Below are 18,554 nucleotides of genomic sequence, written 5' to 3'. Positions count from 1 at the left end.
ACATTGTCATCGAACACCCCGCCGCGTCAAGCCCCGTCAGGGAAAACGCCGTCGACGGTCGGGATCGTGCGCTTGTTGTCAGGCGCCGCCGGCCAGCAGCAGGCCGCCGTCGACGACCAGGGTCTGACCGGTCATCCACGCGGCGTCGTCGGACAGCAGGAAGGCGACCACCGACCCGATGTCGGTGGGGATTCCCAATCGCTTGAGCGGATAGGCCGCACTCACATCCTCTTCCCGGCCTTCGTAGAGTGCCGTGGCGAATTTCGTCTTGACCACACCCGGCGCCACCGCGTTGACCCGGATGTTCGGGCCCAATTCCACCGCCAATTCCTCGGTCAGGTGGATCACGGCGGCCTTTGTGACGCCATAGAAGCCGATACCCGGCGCCGGTCGGAGGCCCGCCACCGACGCCACGTTCACGATCGCTCCGCCATGCTCCCCCTGCCAGGCGGCATGAACCTTCTGAGCCCAGGCCAGCGCGGCGAGCACATTCAGTTCGTGAGTCTTTCGGGCGGCGTCGAGGTCCAACGCCATCAGCGGGCCGTACACCGGGTTGATACCCGCGTTGTTGACCAAAAAGTCTGCGCCGCCGAATGTTTCGATGGCGCCGGCGATCACCTCATCCTGATGTACCGGATCGTCGCCGCGCCCGCTGACCGCCAAGGCGACCGATGGGCCGCCCAAATCCGCCACCGCGGCGTCGAGCGCATCCCGCGTGCGCGCGGTGATCACCACGCGTGCGCCGTCGTCGACGAGTCGGCGTGCGATCGCCAATCCGATCCCGCGGCTGGCGCCGGTGACGATTGCCGTCTTGCCGTCAAATCTCTTGCCCATCGAAGTGCCTCATTTCCCGTCAGCGAGACCGAGTAAGCGCTCGCTTAGCATTTGCGACAAGGCTGCCCGATGAGCGGTCGACTGTCAACCGGCAAGGCACTGTTCTCGGCCGCCCGCCTTGAGCCGGGCTGCAGTGCGACACCGGGTCTCCCCGCCGGTTGAGCCGGGCCGAAGCGCAACACCCACCGCGTCTCTCCTGCCGGTTGAGCCGAGCCGAAGCGCTAGCGAAGGCCCGTGTCGAAACCACGTAAGCCGACGATGCCAACGCACCAAGAACCTTGAAACAGTGGATGATTCGGCCCCCGCGATTTCGACTCGCAAGCTCGCTCAATCCGCAGATTCTCCGGGTCGGGTTGGGTTCTTAGTGTCGCCAGCCCCTCGTTACACCGAAGCTCGTACCTCGCTTCGGCACTCGGGGAGCGGGATTGGTACACCGAAGCTGTCACCTCGCTTCGACACTCGGGGATCGGGATCGGTTCACCGAAGCTGTCACCCCGCTTCGGCACTCGGGGAGCGAGCGGTACACGAAGCCCGTACCTCGCTTCGACACTCGGGGAGCGGGATTGGTACACCGAAGCTGTCACCTCGCTTCGGCACTCGGGGAGCGGGATTGGTTCACCGAACCCCGTACCTCGCTTCGGCACTCGGGCAGCGACGTTGTCGTCTCTACACCCGCACTCACATCGGGTTTGAAACAATTGAGGATGTGATGAATCCGCTCACTGGCCAGGGGGAAGAATTGTGATGGCGCCCGGCGAGGAGACCAAGGCCGAGCGGACGCGGACTCGATTGCTCGAGTCCGCGGTGGCCGCATTCGCCGACCGTGGGTTCCACGGCACCTCGACGCGCGAGATCGCCGCGGCCGCGGGTCTGAGCCCCGCTGCGATGTACGTACACTTCCCCACCAAAGAGGATCTGCTCTACCAGCTCAGCGTGGAAGGACATCGCTCGACCCTGGGCATCATCGACGCCGCGATCGATGCCTCCGCCGACGCGGCCGGACAATTGCGCTCGGTCATGACCGCATTCGCCGAGTACCACGCACGCAATCCATTGAGCACGCGCGTCGTCAATTACGAGCTGAGCGCCCTGACTCCCGAACACCGCGACGCGGTCGGTCGACTACGTCGGGAGATCACCACGCGGCTGCGAGCGATCGTCGACGCGGGCGTGGCGTCGGGCACCTTTCACACCGATGACGCACGAACGACGACGATGGCACTGCTATCGATGGGTATCGACATCGCGCGGTGGTATCAGCCCGACGGCCCGCTCCCCCCAGAGCGGATCGGGACGTTCTACGGTGATCTGGCTCTTCGCGTGGTCGACGCGTGATCAGGCCTGACTCACCCCGCCAGCGTCGTCACCACTCGCACCGGCGACGCCAGTGTGTCCCTGATCGGTGAACGTCGCTGCACCACGTCGGTGAGGTGACGCAGCTGTGCGTCGTCGGCGTTCGACGACGTCGCGTGCACGACGACCCGGATCTCCTGCGCGCCCGGGCGTACGGTGTCGTCGACTTCGAGGAAGCCCTGCAGGTCGAAGTCGACCTCCAGTTCGAGGCGCAGCGAGTCGAGTTCGATGCCGCGCTTGGCGGCGTGGGTGGCGAAGCTGACGGCGTAACAACCGGCGAGCGCCTGCAGGACGTATTCGCCCGGGCTCGCGGCGCGGTCGGACCCGAGCAACGCGACGGGCTCGTCGGAGTCCAGAACGTAGCCCGCGTGCCCCGACGGCACTTCGACCCCGTTCTGTCGGAGCCGACCGGTGTGGGCGCGTTGGTGACATCCGGTGAGCCACTGTGAGTCGACGGCGAACGTCACCTTCGCGAGGTCGGGATTGTCCTTCACGGCCCCGATCGTCTGGGCGAGTGCGGCGGTGTCGACGCCGTTGCGGAGAGTCTGGGTGGCGGCGGTCATGGTGCTCCTCATCGATTGGTCAGTGAATTAGATTGTGCAGCAATGTGTTTCGAGTACGTCACAGCCAGTCGGTCGGCCGTGACCGGTCATGTCGAGGGTGCAGCGCGTATCTGCCGTAGCGTTGGGTGAAGTACAGCAGCGGGGTGCCGTCGGTGCGGTCGAGGCTGCGAACGCGCCCCAAGAAGAGCGTGTGATCGCCCGCGGTGATCTGCTGATCGCGGTCGCACACGAACCGCGCCAGATAGTTGCGCAGCAACGGCAATCCGTCGGGTGATTCCAGCGGCCGGAAGGCGAACTTGTCCGATCCCGGCGTCGAGAAGCAGGCCGACGTCTCGTCTTGATGCTCGCCGAGAACGTGCACGGCGAATTCGGAGGTCTCCCCGAACACCGCGAGGCTGCCCGAGCGATTGTCGAGCGACCACGCGACGATCGGCGGAGTCACCGAAACCGGGCAGAAGCTCGTGGCCGTGACACCGATCGGCCGGCCGTCGCGGGCCCGAGCGGTGACGACGCAGACCCCGGTGGCCCAGCAGGCGAACGAATCCCAGACCGTCTTGCGATCGAGAACCTCGGCCGGGGAGTCCGACGACGCAGAAGTGACCATCGCGCTCACGCGTCCGCGAGGTTGGCCGACCAGATCTGCTCGGCCTGCGCCGTCTGTTCACGCCAGTCGGCCGGCATCGCGAACGGTTCCCGGGCGCCCGCGGAGTAGACCGCTTCGTGTCGACGTTCGGCTTCTCGACCGATCGCGGCGAGGTCGACGCCGAGCAGTTGTCCGTCGCGTTTGACCAACCGGCCGTCGACGGCGACGGTATGCACATTCGCCGACGACGCGTAGAGCGGGAAGGCTTCGATCGGCTCCGGTAGCGGAATCATCGACATTCCATGCGGTTTGAGCAGTACGACGTCGCCGCGTTTGCCCGGCGTGAGGCTGCCGACGCGATCATCCATCTGCAGCGCCGCCGCGCCGTTGCGGGTCGCCATTTCGAGGAAGTAGCGCATCGGAAGACCCACCGAGCCGATGAGTTGGCCCTGCGCGACGGTGTCGGCGTGCCGTGCACCGCGCGCGACGGCCATCGACAACCGGATCATCCCGAAGAGATCGCCGTTGATCAGCGGCGCGAAATCGGCGCCGAAGGTGGCGCGGGCACCGTGGGCGTGCAGTTTGTGCAGCACGACCGGCCCTTCACCCATGCCGAGCTCCGAATCATGAACGCACGCAATGGATGCGCCGGCCGCAGTGATGCTCGCGATGTCGTCGTCGTCGAGCAGCACGCCGTGCGAGAAGACCATGTCCGGTCCCAGCAGATCGCCTGCCCTGAACTGTTCGAGCCCCGCACAGACGCTGAGCCCGGGCGCGCACGCCATGTGCGTCGTGATGAGTCCGCCGTGCTCGCGCCCGACCTCGATCTCGCGTCGGGTCTGCGTGAACGGCACCATGCCGGTCTCCGACAGTGCCACGCCGAAGTCGATCAGCGGATCGTCGGCCAGTTCGCGGGCGATCCGCGCGGCGTCGGCGTAGCGATCTTCCGGGGTCGCAAAGCCCGACTGTTCTGCCTGCGCGTCGTGGAATCCGTACCCGAACACCGCCCGGATGCCTGAGCGGCGCAGGCCGTCGACGGCGGCGTCGGCGTAGTCGGGGCCGATGATGTTGTGACTGTGGTCGAGCACCGTGGTGACCCCGGCGTCGAGCGCTTCCAGAGCGCCGATGTAGTTGCCGAAGCCGACGTCGTCGGCGGAGTACAGATTGACGACGTTCTGGCGGACGAACGTCAGATACTCCATCAGCGTGTGGTCGACGTTGAGTCCGCGCAGGCAGGTCATCCAGCAGTGCCGGTGAGTGTCGACGAATCCCGGCGACAGGATTCCGCCGTGCGCGTCGATGATCTCGGTGTCGGGCGGAAGGTCGCTGATCGGCCCACCGACGTGGGTGATTTCGCCGTCGCGGATCAGCACGTCGCCGCCCCGGATGGTGCCGATCGCGTCGTCCATGCTGACGATGTACCCGTTGCGGAACAGCAGATTGCTCATCGCAGGCTCAGTTCCGGGCGTGCGAAGAACGCGCGGCCCTCGGTGTGGGCGCGCAGGGCGTCGGCGATCGAGGCCGCGGCACGGTCGAGTACTGCCTGCGGGTCGCCGTCGTCGACGGCGCGCGAGATCCACGCGAGTGCCGCGTCGACGCTGTCGATCGGCAGTGAGCGCTGCGGTGTCGCCAGCATTCCGTACAGCGCCGACGCGACGCGTGAGTCGCCCGCGGCCGCGGTGATCAGGAGTTCGTTGACGGGACCGCCCGCGGCCTGCTCGAGGAACAGTTTGGTGACGAGATTGGCGGCGCGGCCGTAGCGCTCGTAGTACCCGTCGAAGGTGGCGGCCATCCACGCGGCGTCGAAGGGACCGTCGTGGTCGGCGATGGCGTCGACGTAGAAGCCGGCCTGTTTGATTCCCGACTGTGCGCCCTGCGCACCGATCGGGTCGAAGGCGATGGACGTGTCGCCCAGCGACATCACCGCTCGGCCGCCCGGTGTGTGACCGACGGCTTCGCGCACGATCGGCAGCACCCGCCCCTTGAGCCACGAGTGGCGATCGCTGGTGAGCACCTCCATCCTCTCCACGTCGGCCGCGTCCCACGGCAGGTACTCGCGGTGTAGATCCGTTATCGCGGTGAGCATTTCGTCGGCCGACGTCGGAGCCGACAGGCGCGCCTCCCACTCGGTCCCCGGGCGGGCCAAGGCCAGGAAGCTCCACGACGGCCCGTTCGTCTTGTGCAGATACGGACACCAGATCGATTCGCCCAGCCCGCCGACGATCGACAACGCGTTGTGCCGGCCGCCCGCATCGCTGCGATGGGTGAACGCGGTTTCGTCGACCGGCAGCCCGGTGACGGTGATCATCGCCAAGTACCGCTGCGGCTCGGTGTAGTCGCTGCGCTCGTCGTCGCGCGCGAACATCGCGCTGAGTCCGCCCTTGCCGGTGGAGACCAGGGTGAGGTCGTGGGCCGCGGCGATGTCGTCGATGTTGTCGGTGGTCACCTCGTCGACGACGAATCGTCCGCCCATGCGGATGAACTCGTTCATCCGGTCGAACGATCGGATGCGGGTGTCGACTCCGACGCCGCGCAGCTCGCTGCCGAACTCTCCGCTGATCCGCATCAACTCCATCCCCGGTTCGCTCAGCAGCAGGCCGGTGATGCCGTCGATCGGTGGCGCGACGTCGCGGTAGGTGTTCATCCCCAGCCGCGCTTCGACGGCGAGGGCTTCGCCGTACATGACGGCGGTTCCGGTCGCCGGGGTGTTCTCGAAGAGATTCTGCGGGCTTCGATCGCTGTACAGCGATACTTCATGGCCTCGATTGAGCAGGCCGAGGGCGGCGGTGGCGCCGGTTTGTCCGGCGCCGATGACAGCGATCCTGGTCACGAGAGCACTCCTTGCGATTGGGTTGAAGCGGTGAATGTCGTTGTCGTCGAATCGAATTGCGATGGTTGTCGGAGATCTGCCTTGCGCACCTTGCCGACGCTGGTGCGGGGAAGTTCCGTGCACAGAACAACCGCGTCGGGCACCTTGAATCGGGCGAGGCGTTGCGCGCACCACGAGATGATGTCGTCCGGTGACGCCTGTGCGCCGGGGGCGAGGACGGCGTGCACGACGATCGCCTCGTCGTACACCGGGTCTGCGACGCCGACGGCCGCGCTCTCGGCGACCGCCGGATGCGCGTCGACGACCCGTTCTATCTCCGACGCCGCGATGTTCTCGCCGGAGCGTTTGATCATGTCTTTGGCGCGGTCGACGAACCGGTACGACCCGTCGGCGTCGACGGCGACCAGATCGCCGGTGTGCAGCCATCCGTCCGCCATAGCCGATGCCGTGGCGTCGGGATTGTTGAGATAGCCGGCCATCAGCGACTGTCCCGGTAGCCCGCCGACGAGGAGTTCCCCTACCTCGCCGTCGGCGACGTCGTTGCCCGCGGCGTCGACGACCCGCAGCACACGACCGCCCAGCGCCGGTCCGATGCGGTCGGCCCGGCGGTCCGGACCGAGCTGATTGAAGGTCGCCGGCGCGATGGTCTCGGTCATTCCGTAGAGCTGGATCAACGGGCAGTCGAAGGTCGACTCGAAGTCGGCGACGTCGTCGGCGTCGAGGTGCTGCGCGAAAAGCGTTGCACGAAGACCGTTTCGGCCGTCGTCGTCGGTTCGGGGTGCGCGCAGAATCATCCGGACGGGTGCGGCGAACAGACTCGCGAGGGTCGGTCGCAGTTCATGGGCCCAGCGCGCCCAGTTCGACGCGGAGAACCGGTGCCCGACGGCGATCGAGGCGCCCGCCACCATCGCCGACATGGTGCAGTAGTACTGCGCGTTCGCGTGGAAGAGCGGGAGCACGACGAGCCAGCGGTCGTCGGAGCCGAGGTCGAGATGGCGGGCCACCTCGGTGCCGGCGTGTAGGTAGTTGGCGTGCGTCACGACGACGCCCTTCGGTCGGCTGGTGGTTCCCGAGGTGTAGAGGATCGCCGCGGCATCGGTCGGCGCGATCTTCGACGACGCCGCGGGATATGTTGCGGCACCAGAGTTTCCGATGGCTCTGGCATGTGCGGCGACGTCATCCACGCGGACAACCGAGACGTCGCCACCCGCCGACTGCGCTCCGGCGCGCAGCGTCTCGACGGTGTCGTCGTTGCCGATCGCCAGCATCGCACGTGTGTCGGTAAGGATCCAGCAGATCTCGTCAGCCGCGTTGAGCGGGTTGACCGGAACAAAGACCGCACCCAATTCGACTGTCCCGAACCATATTTCGAAGAACTCGACGCTGTTGGTCACGGCCGCGACGACCCGTTCGCCCGCAGTGACACCGAGCGCGGACAGGGCAGCCGCCGTCGATTGTGCGCGGTCCGCCATGTCGGCGTAGGTGATCTCGACGCGGGCATCGGATCCCTGGAAGACCAGGAAGACGTCGTCGGGGCCGGTGTCCGCACGGTGTCGGAGCAAGCTCGGGAGGGTATTCACGACGTCCCCCTCAGTGCTTGGCCGCGGCCCGCGGCGCCCCGGTGTAACTGGGGATTCCGGCACCGTCCGGCACCTGTTCGGGTTGGTCGACGACGTTGCGCAGGACCCCGATTCCACTCGCCTCCAACTCCACGACGTCGCCCGGGGCGATCCACCGATCCAACTCGAGGCCGCAGCCGCCGGCGACGGTCCCGACCGCGAGGAATTCCCCGGGCTGAACGGATTCGCAGTACGACGCCCAGGCGAGCACTTCCGCGAAGGAGTAGCGCCTGCCCGCGGTGTCGGCCTTCGACCAGGTCTCGCCGTTGACGCGGACCGAACACTCGATGGCGAACTCGTCGACCTCGTCCATCGTCACCACGCACGGGCCCATCACGGTGGCGAAACTCTTACCCTTCGACGGCCCGATGCCCAGGCTCATCTCGTAGAACTGGATGTCGCGGGCGCTGACGTCGTTGAAGATCGTGACACCGGCGATGTGCGCGGGAGCGTCGTCGACGCTGATGTTGCGACCACCCCGCCCGACGAAGAAGCCGACCTCCAACTCGAAGTCGAGTTGCCGCGAATACGCCGGCCAGGCGATCGGATCGTCGGGCCCGAGGATGGTGCTGGTGTTGCACTCGTAGCAGATCGGGACGCTGCGGAAAGCCTCCGGCACGGGCAGTCCGGAGCCGGTGGCATGCGCTTCATAGGTGAGGTAGTCGCGGATCCGGGGCGGTCGCGGAACCGGCGCGCACAACCGGACATCGGATGCCGAGTGCCTGATCGGACGCTCGCCGCTGAGCAGTTCGTCGCCACGCGCGATCGCATCGGCCACCGCGCCGAGAACGTCCTGCGCCGCGTGCAGTGCGCCATCGCCCGCGGCGAAGAAGTCGACCATGTCGTCGGGCAGCCGGGCGAACTCGGCGCCCTGCCGTTCGTTGAGTGCGTCGGCCGCATCGGCGAGATCGACGATCCGGTCGTCGAGAAGTGCGCCAAGACGCGGCGAACGATCGGAGTTCTGGAAGGTGACGAGTCTCATCGAAATCCCTAACTGGATGTGAGTCCAAGATTGAATGTGAGTCTGGCCACAACTATGAACACGGGCCGTTGATCTGTCAATACCCGAAAATCAGCTGGCCGACCCAGCCTTCACGCGCCTCGATCGAGCACTTGACAGCACCGCTCGACGGTGCATTACTAGACGCGAGTCCAAAACTGGATTCGAGTTTGAAATCAGCGATCGGGTCGATTCCGTCGCATAGGAAAGGTGGACCCTCATGATCAATCTGCACCGCGTGGTCACCGGGCACGACGACGCCGGCCGCTCGCGCATTCTCTTCGACGACGCAGGCACCAACGACGTGACGATCGACTCGTGGCCGGGCGGTCTCAAGATCACCGAACTGTGGGTCACCGATGAGGCACCGGCCAACGCCGGATTCCGCGAGGACCGGGCCACGCGGCCACTGCAACACGATCCCGTCGCGGGCGGCACCATCTTCCGGTGGCTCGAATTCCCGCCGGAGACCGAGGGCGAATCGTTCGACGCGGCGGCGATCTTCGACGCCCTCGGCAGCGACAATCGCCCGTCGTCGGAGATGAGCACCAGGCACTTCTCGATGCACCGCACCGACTCGGTGGACTACCTGGTGATTCTGTCCGGCACGATGACGATGGTGATGGACGATGGCGAGGCGCAACTGGGACCGGGAACCTGCATCGTGCAGCAGGGCACCAACCATGCGTGGGTCAACAAGGGAACCGAGCCGTGCGTGATGGCCGCGATCCTGGTCGACGCCGAGGCGTCGTGACGTCGTCGTCGCCGACTGCCGATCGCCGCGGACCTATAGTTGGCGACGGAGCGAGCGAATGACGGGGCGCGCGAAGCGCCGGGCGAGCGAATGACGGGGCAGTTCGACGGCAGCTCGACGCCTAACCGAGACGGCCGAGAAAGTTGATGATGACGAACGACGCAGTGTCCGTGTCGATGCCAGCCGCGGACACGACCCGACGAGAACGCAAGCGGGTTCACACCCGTCGTCGACTGTACGAGGCAGCGATCCAGTTGTTCGAGGAGAAGGGATACGACCCCACCTCGATGGACGAGATCGCCGAGTTGGCCGACACCGCGCGAGCGACTCTGTACAACTATTTTCCGCGTAAGAGCGCGTTCTTGGAGGAATGGACGGTACGCCGTCGCGACCAGGTGGGCATCGACCTGGCCGAGTACCGAGACCGGCCGACCGACGAGGTGATCCGGGCGTATCTGCGCGACCTCGTCCGGATCAACATCGAGCAGGCGACGTTGACACGCGTCTTGCTGCCCGCGTGGGTCCGCTCCGGTGGACCGGTCGAGGAAGAACCGTACCTGGCCGCCGCGCTGACCGAGTACGTGCGACTCGGTCAGCAACGCGGAGAGATTCGGACCGACTGCGACCCGGTGCTCGTCGGGCATCTGATCCGCAACGCCTACCTGGGAGCGCTGTATCTGTGGCTGCACAGTCTCAACGACGGACCCGCGCTGGACCTGCGGGCGGCCGTCGACGACAGCGCCGACATCATCCTGCGTGGGCTGAGTACCTGATCGACGCTTCGCCGTCGTGCGCTCAGCCCTGATACCCGACGGTGTCCCGGGCCAGCTGCAGATATCGCGAGATCAGTTCGTCGGCGCCGAGTTCCCCGTCGGCGTTGTACCAGGTAGACACTCCGACACACATGGTCGTGACGGCGCGGCTGGCGTCTTTGGGGTAGCGCGTGGTGAAGTCGCCTGCGGCGGCACCGGCCAAGACGATGTCGTCGACCATGTACTGCTGCCGGTCGCGGTAACCGATGTATTCGTCTCGATAGCGATCGTCGATGCTGCGGATCTCCGTCGACCCGACGAAGGCCTGCTCCTTGCGGTACATGTGAAACCGCAGCAGCGATTCGACGACGCCGTCGAACTGGGCGACCGGCTCGGGTCCGGCCTCGGCGATCGCCTGCTCGGAGCGCGCAAGCAGGTCGGTCATCGTCAGGTCGAGCAGCCCCTGCAGCAGCGACTGCTTGGACGGGTAGTGGTGGTAGAGCCCGGGCACCGACAGGTTGGCACGGGCGGCGATGTCACGCACCGACGTCCCGTGGTAACCGTGTTCGGCGAACGCCTCCAAGGCGGCGGCAAGGGGCGCGGGCAGTCGCGGCTCTCCGTAGTCACGCCACCCGGTGATGCCTGACGGTCCCGCGCCAGCAGAGCTGGGAGTCACAGTCATGTGTCAAAGATAGCCGCACCGACAGAACGCTCACTCGCCCCCTGTCCGGTTGGGGGCGACGGCGGCACGCGCAAGCAGCAGGTCCGCGCACACATCGATCATTTCCGCGCGCGTCAGCTCGACGTGACCGTCGAGCCACGCGGCGAGGACTCGCGCGAATCCGCCGACCCGGAAATGCGCACCGGCGATGACATGTGGACTCGATCCGGCGGAGAAGATATCCGACGCCGATTCGACGGTGAGCAGCGCAAACATGTCCGTCGACTGCAGTCGCCGCTGCGCCAGCGTCGGACTGAGCAACTCCTGGGAGAACAACAACCGACCTTTGCGCGGATCGTCGGCGATCACGTCGACGATGGCTTCGACGCCGCGTCGAACCTTGTCTCCCGGCGTCGCACCGTCGTGGAATCCGGCGAGTGCGGCGTCGGTGATCTCGGCGATGACTCCGTCGAAGGCTTCGGCAACGAGTTGCTCCACCGAGTCGAAACTCTCGTAGAAGTACCGTGCGGTGAGACCGGCCATCTTGCATACGCCGCGGACGGTGATCGCCCCACCGCCCGTTCCGCCGAGGGACTCGAGCGCGGCCTCGATGAGTGCCGCCCGGCGTCGAGCCACGCGGGTGTCGCCGCCCTCACCGCCGTACGCGCGCAGCGCCGTACCGTCGATATTCACCGGACTTCGGCGTGGACTCATGCAACCATCTTGACATCCGGACTGCGCAAACCGTTCAATAAAAGTGAAAACGAGCGTTGTCAGAAGGGAAGCGAATGACCGCCGACGCCTTGGACGAGTCTCCGTCCACCCCGGTCGATGCAACATCCGGCCGGGTACGCAGCACGCGCGCCGAACTCGACGCCGCGCCCTCCGACAAACTCCCGATGATCGGCGTCGCGCTCCTTGCCGGGCCGTCGAACGTCATCATGCAGCTGGCGATGCCCGCCGTGGGTTACGGCGTGGTGGAGAGCCGCGTGGAGACCGGAAACCTGCTCAAGCATCCGATCAAACGGACCCGTACGACACTGAGTTACCTCGCGGTGGCCGGACTGGGGTCGCCCGCCGATCGCAAGGCCTACCGGAAAGCCGTCGGCAGGGCACACGCGCAGGTGTACTCCACCGAGTCGAGCCCGGTGAAGTACAACGCTTTCGATCCGAAGCTCCAGCTCTGGGTGGCCGCCTGCCTGTACCGCGGCTGGGAAGACATGCAACGGATCTTCGGCGACCCGGCGTCGATCACCGAAGAGGCCTATCAGCAGGGCTCCGTCATGGGCACCACGCTGCAGGTTCCGCGCGAGATGTGGCCGGCCACGCACGCGGACTTCGTCGAATACTGGGATTCGACGGTCGCCACGCTGCAGATCGATCCGACGGTTCAGCGTTACCTGCGCAGCATGGCGCGCGTCGAATTCATCGGCAAGGTCCGCGTGCCATTGCTCGGTTGGCTCAGCGAGATCTTCGCCATCGGATTCCTGCCGACCGAGTTCCGCACCATGATGGGGATGGAGCTGTCTCCCGCGCAGGAACGAGTCTTCCACGCGCACAACAGGATTGTCGAGGCCATCGTCCGTCGTCTGCCGAAACCGATGCGGACGTTCCCGTTCAACCTCCTGCTAGCCGACGTCCGCTGGCGGATGCGGACTGGTCGGGCGCTGGTGTAACGGCGCTGGTCCTGCCACACACCTCTCTGGCGCACGCGGGCCGTCACTTCAATTGTTGCGCTGGGCAATTCGTCCCACCACATCTCGATACGCCGAAGCTCGTTCCTCGCTTCGACACTCGATGAGCGGAGATACGCCCTACCGGATTTCCTTCAGTGCCTCCCTGGTCAACGTCGTCACGTCGGTGTTGCCGGACAACCCGAGGGTAAGGTCCAACTCGGCGATGATGTTCGCGACGACGTCGCGCGCACCGTCGACGCCGGCCAAGGCCAGTCCGTACATGTGCGCGCGCCCGATGCACGCTGCGTCGGCGCCGAGCGCCAACACCTTGAAAACATCTGCGCCGGTATGGATTCCACTGTCGACGAGAACCTTCGCGCGACCGTCGACGGCGTCGACGACGTCCACGAGCGCGTCGACCGACCCGATCGATCCGTCGATCTGACGCCCGCCGTGGTTGGACACGATGATTCCGTCGACGCCGAGCTCGACGGCCCGCCGCGCGTCGTCGGGATGCAGGATGCCCTTGAGGACGATCGGCAGTTTGGTCCGATCGCGCAGTCCCGCAATGTCATTCCAATTGAGCGACGGGCGCGAGTAGATGTCGAGGAAGGTCTGCACCGACGCCCGCGGCTCCTTGGCTCGCAGGTTGGCCCACACCGATCCCGGCACATTGCGCGCGATCTCGAAGAGTGTCTTGATCGCACCGATCGACGGCTTCGGCGAGTCCGCGCCGCCCGACGCCGCCGCGTCGGCGACACGTTGCGCGACGATCTGCGCGAACCGCGGGTCGTGGGTGTACTGCGCGATGCCCTCGGCACGGGCGAACGGCAGCGATCCGAGGTTGAGATCTTGCGGGCGCCAACCCAACATCGTCGTGTCGAGGGTGACTGCGACGGCGCCGGCGCCCATTGCCTCGGCCCGCTGCAGGAAACTGCCGACGAGATCGTCGTCGGTGGACCAGTACAGCTGGAACCACCGCGGCGCACCGGGTTTCACATCGTCCATGGCGGCGGCGACGTCTTCCATCGGTGCGCTGCCCTGGTTGGAAAAGATGTAGGGAACCCCCAATTGCGCTGCGGCGCGACCGATGTGAACGTCAGCCGCGCGAGTCACCAGTCCACCGGCACCGACCGGCGAGAAGAGCACCGGCGCCGCGAGTTGCTGCCCGAAGAGTTCGATCGACAGCGATCGCTGCGACACATCGCGGAGCACCCGGGGCACGATCGCCCAGCGGTCCAACGCGCGGCGATTGGCCGTCATCGTCGAACCTTCGCCCGCACCGCCGTTGATATAGGCCCAACCACGTTGGGACATGGCACTTTTCGCGCGGCGTTCCAGTTCACCGAAGTCCGTGGGCACCGACGGCACGCGGTCATGGACGCCCTCGCTGTAGATCTCGTTCTGCCGGACCCGACCGGCGCCCGGCGTCGTCATGAGCGCGTCCTCGCGCACGGCCGAGGGGAGTCGGATGGGCGGGGTGATGAGCGCCTACGCGCGCGAGGCGCGTCGAACACCGGCACGGAGTCAACAGTCATGGACCTGAGCATAGTGACACCGCACGATGGCGTTGTGGCACGCATCATGGTACTCACTCACACTTTTTGCGTACGCTATAGCGGAAACCCGATTCACTCGCGAATGTCGGGTCGACATGTCAATGGGAGGTTGCCCGCGTGGCGATTGCACTGTATCGACTGGGACGCCTGGCGTTCCGCAAAAAGTGGTGGTTCATCGCGGCCTGGCTGATCGCGTTGGTGCTGGCCGGCTCCGCCGTCGGCATCACCAAACCCAAGTTCGCCACCGACTTCCAGTTGCCGGGCACCGACTCCGACCGCGCGATGTCGGTGATGAACGAATACTTCAAATCGACCAACGACCAACTGCTCAAAGCCAACACGACGATCGTCGTCGCCGCCGACGATGGTCTGGCCAACCACACCGCGCAGATCGACGCGCTGATCACCGACGTCAAGAAGACGCTCCCCAAGCTCAAAGACCCCAACGCCATCGTCGACCCGGTGCTGGCCGCTAAGGCACAGCCCGCCATCGCGGCTCAGGTACTCGGCGACAACGGTCGGGTCGGGCTGATCGCGATCAGCCAGAACATCCCTCGCGAGGATCTCAAGACCGCCGACATGACGCAGTTCCAGGACCTGCTGAAACGGCATAACGGGCAGGGTGGCCTGCAGGTCGAGGGCACCGGCGCACTGCAGCAGGTGTTCGCCCAGGGCGGCTCGGCCGAATTGATCAGCTTCGCGGTCGCATTCGTCGTGATGATCGTGGCCTTCGGCGCGCTGCTCGCGGCCTTCATTCCGATCGTCACGGCCCTCGTCGGCGTCATTCTGACGATGATGCTGGTCACCTTGAGCGCCACGGTCCTCAGCGTCCAGCAGAGTTCGACGACCATCATCTTGATGCTCGGCATCGCCGTCTCGATCGACTACGCGCTGTTCATCGTGTCGCGGTACCGGTCGGAGCTGAATCTCGGCGGTTCACGCGAGGCCGCGGTGGGCAGAGCCGTCGGAACGGCGGGCTCGGCGGTGGTGTTCGCCGGTCTGACGGTGGTCATCGCCGTGGCGGCTCTGGCTGTCGTCGGAATCCCGTTCGTCACCCAGATGGGTATCGCCGCGGCGCTCGCGGTGGTCATCGCCGTGCTCGGCGCGATCACTCTGATCCCGGCGATCCTCGGTGCGTTCGGCCGGTTCGCGTTCTCGCCACGGATCCCGGGTCTGCGCCACGGCGACGAGCCCGACAGCCAGCAGTCGAACGGCCTGCGCTTCGCGAAGTTCGTCACCAAGTTCCCGCTGCCGATCGCCATCGTCGGCCTCGCGCTGCTCGCGGTATGCGCCATCCCGATGTCGAATATGCAGCTCGGCATGTCGTCGAGCACCGACAACGAGGCCAACGCGATCGCGTTGATGTCGCGCGGTTTCGGTGAAGGCGCGAGCGGCGGACAGTTGTTCGTCGTCGTCAACAAGTCGGCCGACAACGGTGACGTCGCGGCCGCGGCGAAGCAGGCCGCCGCGCATATCGCCACACTCGACAACGTCGCCAATCCCAAGGCGCTGGTCCCGATCCCGAACAACATGACCGACCCGACCAAGCCGCCGACCGGTCCCGCACAAGCGGCCATGATCGTCGTCGTTCCCGAACACTCGCCGAGCGGCCCGGAGACGCACACCTTGATGGAGCAGATCCGCGACTACGCGAAGAACGCTCCGCCGGGCACCGAGATCCATGTCGGCGGCCAGACTGCGATCATGTCCGACATCTCGCAGAAGCTCTCCAGCGCGCTGATTCCGTTCCTGATCATCGTCATCGGCTTCGCGTTCATCATCCTGATGATCGTGTTCCGGTCGATCCTGGTGCCGCTGACCGCCACCGTCGGCTTCCTGTTCTCGGTGCTCGCCACGTTCGGTGCGACGGTGTGGATCTTCCAGGAGGGCCACCTCGGGCTCATCGAGCATCCCAAGCCGATCATCTCGTTCCTGCCGATCTTCCTGATCGGTGTGGTCTTCGGTCTGGCGATGGACTATCAGGTGTTCCTGGTGTCTCGAATGCGGGAGGAGTACGTCCACGGCGTGCCGGCCAAGCAGGCGGTGATCGTCGGCTACCAGCACGGTGCCCGCGTGGTGTCGTCAGCCGCGTTGATCATGATCCTGGTGTTCGTGGCCTTCATGTTGGTGCCGGATACGACCGCCAAGATGATGGGCTTCGCGATGGCGGCGGCCGTCTTCTTCGACGCCTTCATCATCCGGATGATCGTCGTGCCCGCGGTGACCGCACTGATGGGTGACTGGGCCTGGAAGTTGCCGAGCTGGCTGGACAAGATCCTGCCCAACGTCGACATCGAGGGCAGCGCGATCCGGGAGATCCCGATCGAGGACGCGCCCGCTCCGGAGCCCGCACCGGTGTAGGCCGTCGTCCGCGGAGATCGGTAAATAGGTTGCGCGCCAAGGGCATATCGCCCTTGGCGCGCTTCTTATCGGCAGAGTTCTGCCGATCCGACCGGTCAGTCGACGACGACGGGGATCGTGTCGTCCCAGGGCTGCGCGGTCACCATGTCCGCGACCCGCACATAACCGCTCTCGAACTGACCGGTCGCGGCGTCGACGAGTCGGTACCGCTGCGTCTGCGACTGAATGGGCTGGCCGTCGATGAGTACCACCCGCACCTCACCGGGCTCGAATCCGCACCGCTCTTGCAACGCGGCGATCAACTGTTCGCTGTGCATGTGCCCGTCACCGAAGTTCCATCCGATGGCGGTGCTGCAGATACGCTCGCCGTCGGTCAGCATGTAGTCGGCCTCGTCGTATCCAGCCATCGCCCGGTGAGCGAGGGTGAACATCGCCCGGCCGTGAGTATTGAACGCGCGGAACGCATATCCCATGTAGAGATACATCTGCGCGGTCTCCGGGCTCCCGTAGTACCGCTCCATCTGCGCGGCAGGCATACTCGCGATTGCGACGACGTGTCGGGCCACCTTCGCCGACGCCGACGGTGTCATGCACCACAGTGTCGTGTCCCAGTTCCCGGCGTAGTAGCGCATGCCGGGCAGGAAGGAAACCTTGCGGGGCAACAGGTTTCCCGCGACGACGACACCGGCCAGCACTGCGAACAGCACCACCGGCCACGGTGATCGCATGTCGCCCAACCCGACGTCGGCGTACCCGACGAACAAGAACCCGACGCCGAACATCATGAAGACATTCCATTCCAACGGCACGCCCATCGGGATCGACGCCAGGATTCCGAAATGAAATCCGATCATCACCGTCGCCGCGATCGCCGTCGGCCAGCCGCCGTGGCTGAAGAACAACACCAGCGGGACACACAGTTCGACGGCGGTCGCCGCGTGCGCCACCCAGCGCGACAACGCACTCGGCCGCAGATCGTCGGGGAAGTCGGCGAAGAACTTTCGCTTGATCCACTTCGGCCGTAGCACCGGATTGTTCGACATCATCGTGGAGATCACAAAAGGGAAGTGTCGGTTCAGTTTCGACACAGCGGCACCCATCCAGATCATCAAGAACACGAGTTTGGCGGCGATGATGATGTCGACGCCGACGAACAGGAACGCGACCGTCAACGACCCGTACACCTCGCCGCGTGCGCCCAGGAAGATCGACTTGTCACGCAGTCCGCACGCGGCCAGCAGCCCGATGATCGACGCGACCTGCCAGGTCGGCAGAATTCCGACGCTGGAATCGAGCGCGGGAATCGGCCCGGTGCCGTCGGAGACAACGGCGATCACCAGGAGGACGAGGAGCGCCGCATACAGCACCACGTCGACCGGTCCGCGAGTTGTGCCCCGAGTCAGCGGAATCACCCGCGGCCACGGAGGCAGACGAATGGTGTTGGGCCGCAACCAATACAACGCAGATCCCAGCGGCGGGAAGAATCGATTGTTCAGCGGGCCGAAGCCGCAGCCGAGCCCGACGACCTCGAACAACATCGTGAACAACACGACCTTTTCGAACACGATCGGCTCGGTGAACCAGTCCCCGACGTTGCCTACTCCGTCGATCCCCGACGTCGAGAGCACGACTGCCAGGCCGATGCCGACATAAGCCAGGATCTTGACGACGTAGAACAGGTGAAGTACGACCGGCGTCCCGAACCCCACCTCGGCCCAGTGCCGCGCCATGGGCTTGATCTTCTCGGCACGTGTCCCCGCGCTCCACGCCGCGAAATCGTCGACGACGGGCGCGTCCTGCTTGAGAAATCCCATACGTCGGACGTTAACACGACAAAATAGAACTTGTTCTAGGAACCGGGGTCGGCGCCGTCGTCTCCGCCTCAGTGAACTGCTAGTAGTGTGTCGCGCCTAGTGGTATTGATATCTTGCGCGCACCCTGCTTCGCCGCACCCCGCTGGTTGAGCGAGGCGTAGCCGAGTCGAAACCACTGTGACGCTGCGGGCTGCG

16 protein-coding genes are annotated in these 18,554 nt (G+C 65.6%); 5 read left to right on the top strand and 11 right to left on the bottom strand.

What is annotated here, in order from left to right; genetic code table 11:
• Positions 1 to 78: 78 nt before the first annotated feature.
• Positions 79 to 834, bottom strand: coding sequence for an SDR family oxidoreductase (locus tag HH308_RS10830; RefSeq protein WP_170194213.1), 756 nt, complete (start codon positions 832 to 834; stop codon positions 79 to 81).
• 744 nt (positions 835 to 1,578) lie between these two features.
• Here HH308_RS10830 and HH308_RS10825 point away from each other — a divergent pair.
• A complete protein-coding gene (locus HH308_RS10825; protein ID WP_170194212.1) occupies positions 1,579 to 2,169 on the top strand; it encodes a TetR/AcrR family transcriptional regulator in 591 nt (196 codons plus the stop codon).
• A gap of 11 nt (positions 2,170 to 2,180) precedes the next feature.
• Here HH308_RS10825 and HH308_RS10820 read toward each other — a convergent pair whose 3' ends face one another.
• The 6 genes from HH308_RS10820 to HH308_RS10795 are packed head-to-tail and all read right to left on the bottom strand — an operon-like array spanning position 2,181 to position 8,764.
• The gene (locus HH308_RS10820) at positions 2,181 to 2,750 is read right to left on the bottom strand and encodes an OsmC family protein (RefSeq protein WP_246284512.1); all 570 of its coding nucleotides are present in this window, start codon (positions 2,748 to 2,750) and stop codon (positions 2,181 to 2,183) included.
• A gap of 58 nt (positions 2,751 to 2,808) precedes the next feature.
• Positions 2,809 to 3,354: a flavin reductase family protein gene (locus tag HH308_RS10815; RefSeq protein ID WP_170194210.1), complete on the bottom strand. Its 546-nt coding sequence runs from the start codon at positions 3,352 to 3,354 to the stop codon at positions 2,809 to 2,811.
• A gap of 5 nt (positions 3,355 to 3,359) precedes the next feature.
• Positions 3,360 to 4,781, bottom strand: coding sequence for an amidohydrolase family protein (locus HH308_RS10810; RefSeq protein ID WP_170194209.1), 1,422 nt, complete (start codon positions 4,779 to 4,781; stop codon positions 3,360 to 3,362).
• On the bottom strand, positions 4,778 to 6,163 hold the full coding sequence (locus HH308_RS10805; RefSeq protein ID WP_170194208.1) for a styrene monooxygenase/indole monooxygenase family protein: 1,386 nt from the start codon (positions 6,161 to 6,163) through the stop codon (positions 4,778 to 4,780). The genes HH308_RS10810 and HH308_RS10805 overlap by 4 nt, the downstream gene beginning before the upstream one ends.
• Positions 6,160 to 7,725 carry a class I adenylate-forming enzyme family protein gene (locus HH308_RS10800; RefSeq protein ID WP_211188388.1) on the bottom strand — a complete coding sequence of 522 codons (1,566 nt, stop codon included), beginning with the start codon at positions 7,723 to 7,725 and terminating at the stop codon, positions 6,160 to 6,162. Before HH308_RS10800 ends, HH308_RS10805 begins: the two co-directional genes overlap by 4 nt.
• Before the next feature lie 28 nt (positions 7,726 to 7,753).
• A complete protein-coding gene (locus tag HH308_RS10795; protein ID WP_170194206.1) occupies positions 7,754 to 8,764 on the bottom strand; it encodes a fumarylacetoacetate hydrolase family protein in 1,011 nt (336 codons plus the stop codon).
• Between the two features lie 238 nt (positions 8,765 to 9,002).
• On the opposite strand from HH308_RS10795, the gene HH308_RS10790 reads away from it, so the two are divergent.
• Together HH308_RS10790 and HH308_RS10785 are read left to right on the top strand one after the other, a co-directional pair.
• Positions 9,003 to 9,536, top strand: coding sequence for a cupin domain-containing protein (locus HH308_RS10790; protein ID WP_170194205.1), 534 nt, complete (start codon positions 9,003 to 9,005; stop codon positions 9,534 to 9,536).
• A 176-nt stretch (positions 9,537 to 9,712) separates the two neighbouring features.
• Positions 9,713 to 10,309 carry a TetR/AcrR family transcriptional regulator gene (locus HH308_RS10785; protein WP_170194204.1) on the top strand — a complete coding sequence of 199 codons (597 nt, stop codon included), beginning with the start codon at positions 9,713 to 9,715 and terminating at the stop codon, positions 10,307 to 10,309.
• A 22-nt stretch (positions 10,310 to 10,331) separates the two neighbouring features.
• Here HH308_RS10785 and HH308_RS10780 read toward each other — a convergent pair whose 3' ends face one another.
• Positions 10,332 to 10,970, bottom strand: a complete 639-nt coding sequence (locus HH308_RS10780; protein WP_170194203.1) for a TetR/AcrR family transcriptional regulator — start codon at positions 10,968 to 10,970, stop codon at positions 10,332 to 10,334.
• Between the two features lie 30 nt (positions 10,971 to 11,000).
• Positions 11,001 to 11,663, bottom strand: coding sequence for a TetR/AcrR family transcriptional regulator (locus HH308_RS10775; RefSeq protein ID WP_170194202.1), 663 nt, complete (start codon positions 11,661 to 11,663; stop codon positions 11,001 to 11,003).
• 74 nt (positions 11,664 to 11,737) lie between these two features.
• Here HH308_RS10775 and HH308_RS10770 point away from each other — a divergent pair, with 74 nt between their 5' ends.
• Positions 11,738 to 12,625: an oxygenase MpaB family protein gene (locus HH308_RS10770; RefSeq protein WP_170194201.1), complete on the top strand. Its 888-nt coding sequence runs from the start codon at positions 11,738 to 11,740 to the stop codon at positions 12,623 to 12,625.
• 138 nt (positions 12,626 to 12,763) lie between these two features.
• Here HH308_RS10770 and HH308_RS10765 read toward each other — a convergent pair whose 3' ends face one another.
• Entirely contained in the window at positions 12,764 to 14,062 is a 1,299-nt protein-coding gene (locus HH308_RS10765) for an alpha-hydroxy-acid oxidizing protein (protein ID WP_170194200.1), read from the bottom strand.
• A 239-nt stretch (positions 14,063 to 14,301) separates the two neighbouring features.
• Between HH308_RS10765 and HH308_RS10760 the strand changes: the two genes are divergently transcribed.
• Positions 14,302 to 16,545 (top strand): MMPL family transporter, encoded by a 2,244-nt coding sequence (locus tag HH308_RS10760; protein ID WP_170194199.1) that lies wholly within the window; start codon positions 14,302 to 14,304, stop codon positions 16,543 to 16,545.
• Between the two features lie 95 nt (positions 16,546 to 16,640).
• On the opposite strand, the gene HH308_RS10755 is transcribed toward HH308_RS10760, so the two are convergent.
• A complete protein-coding gene (locus HH308_RS10755; RefSeq protein ID WP_170194198.1) occupies positions 16,641 to 18,359 on the bottom strand; it encodes a DUF3556 domain-containing protein in 1,719 nt (572 codons plus the stop codon).
• Between the last annotated feature and the right edge of the window lie 195 nt (positions 18,360 to 18,554).

Origin of the sequence: Gordonia asplenii (assembly GCF_012933505.1) — a bacterium.
In the GTDB taxonomy this organism is placed as follows: Bacteria; Actinomycetota; Actinomycetes; order Mycobacteriales; family Mycobacteriaceae; genus Gordonia; species Gordonia asplenii.
Note: the sequence above shows the minus strand (reverse complement) of the source record. Positions and strands in the feature narration are given on the sequence as shown.

What these genes read in the sequence shown, in the direction of transcription:
- HH308_RS10830 (WP_170194213.1), bottom strand. Translation starts at nt 834, where the DNA reads ATGGGCAAGAGATTTGACGGCAAGACGGCAATCGTCACCGGCGCCAGC.
- HH308_RS10825 (WP_170194212.1), top strand. Translation starts at nt 1,579, where the DNA reads ATGGCGCCCGGCGAGGAGACCAAGGCCGAGCGGACGCGGACTCGATTG.
- HH308_RS10820 (WP_246284512.1), bottom strand. Translation starts at nt 2,750, where the DNA reads ATGACCGCCGCCACCCAGACTCTCCGCAACGGCGTCGACACCGCCGCA.
- HH308_RS10815 (WP_170194210.1), bottom strand. Translation starts at nt 3,354, where the DNA reads ATGGTCACTTCTGCGTCGTCGGACTCCCCGGCCGAGGTTCTCGATCGC.
- HH308_RS10810 (WP_170194209.1), bottom strand. Translation starts at nt 4,781, where the DNA reads ATGAGCAATCTGCTGTTCCGCAACGGGTACATCGTCAGCATGGACGAC.
- HH308_RS10795 (WP_170194206.1), bottom strand. Translation starts at nt 8,764, where the DNA reads ATGAGACTCGTCACCTTCCAGAACTCCGATCGTTCGCCGCGTCTTGGC.
- HH308_RS10790 (WP_170194205.1), top strand. Translation starts at nt 9,003, where the DNA reads ATGATCAATCTGCACCGCGTGGTCACCGGGCACGACGACGCCGGCCGC.
- HH308_RS10785 (WP_170194204.1), top strand. Translation starts at nt 9,713, where the DNA reads ATGCCAGCCGCGGACACGACCCGACGAGAACGCAAGCGGGTTCACACC.
- HH308_RS10780 (WP_170194203.1), bottom strand. Translation starts at nt 10,970, where the DNA reads ATGACTGTGACTCCCAGCTCTGCTGGCGCGGGACCGTCAGGCATCACC.
- HH308_RS10775 (WP_170194202.1), bottom strand. Translation starts at nt 11,663, where the DNA reads ATGAGTCCACGCCGAAGTCCGGTGAATATCGACGGTACGGCGCTGCGC.
- HH308_RS10770 (WP_170194201.1), top strand. Translation starts at nt 11,738, where the DNA reads ATGACCGCCGACGCCTTGGACGAGTCTCCGTCCACCCCGGTCGATGCA.
- HH308_RS10765 (WP_170194200.1), bottom strand. Translation starts at nt 14,062, where the DNA reads ATGACGACGCCGGGCGCCGGTCGGGTCCGGCAGAACGAGATCTACAGC.
- HH308_RS10755 (WP_170194198.1), bottom strand. Translation starts at nt 18,359, where the DNA reads ATGGGATTTCTCAAGCAGGACGCGCCCGTCGTCGACGATTTCGCGGCG.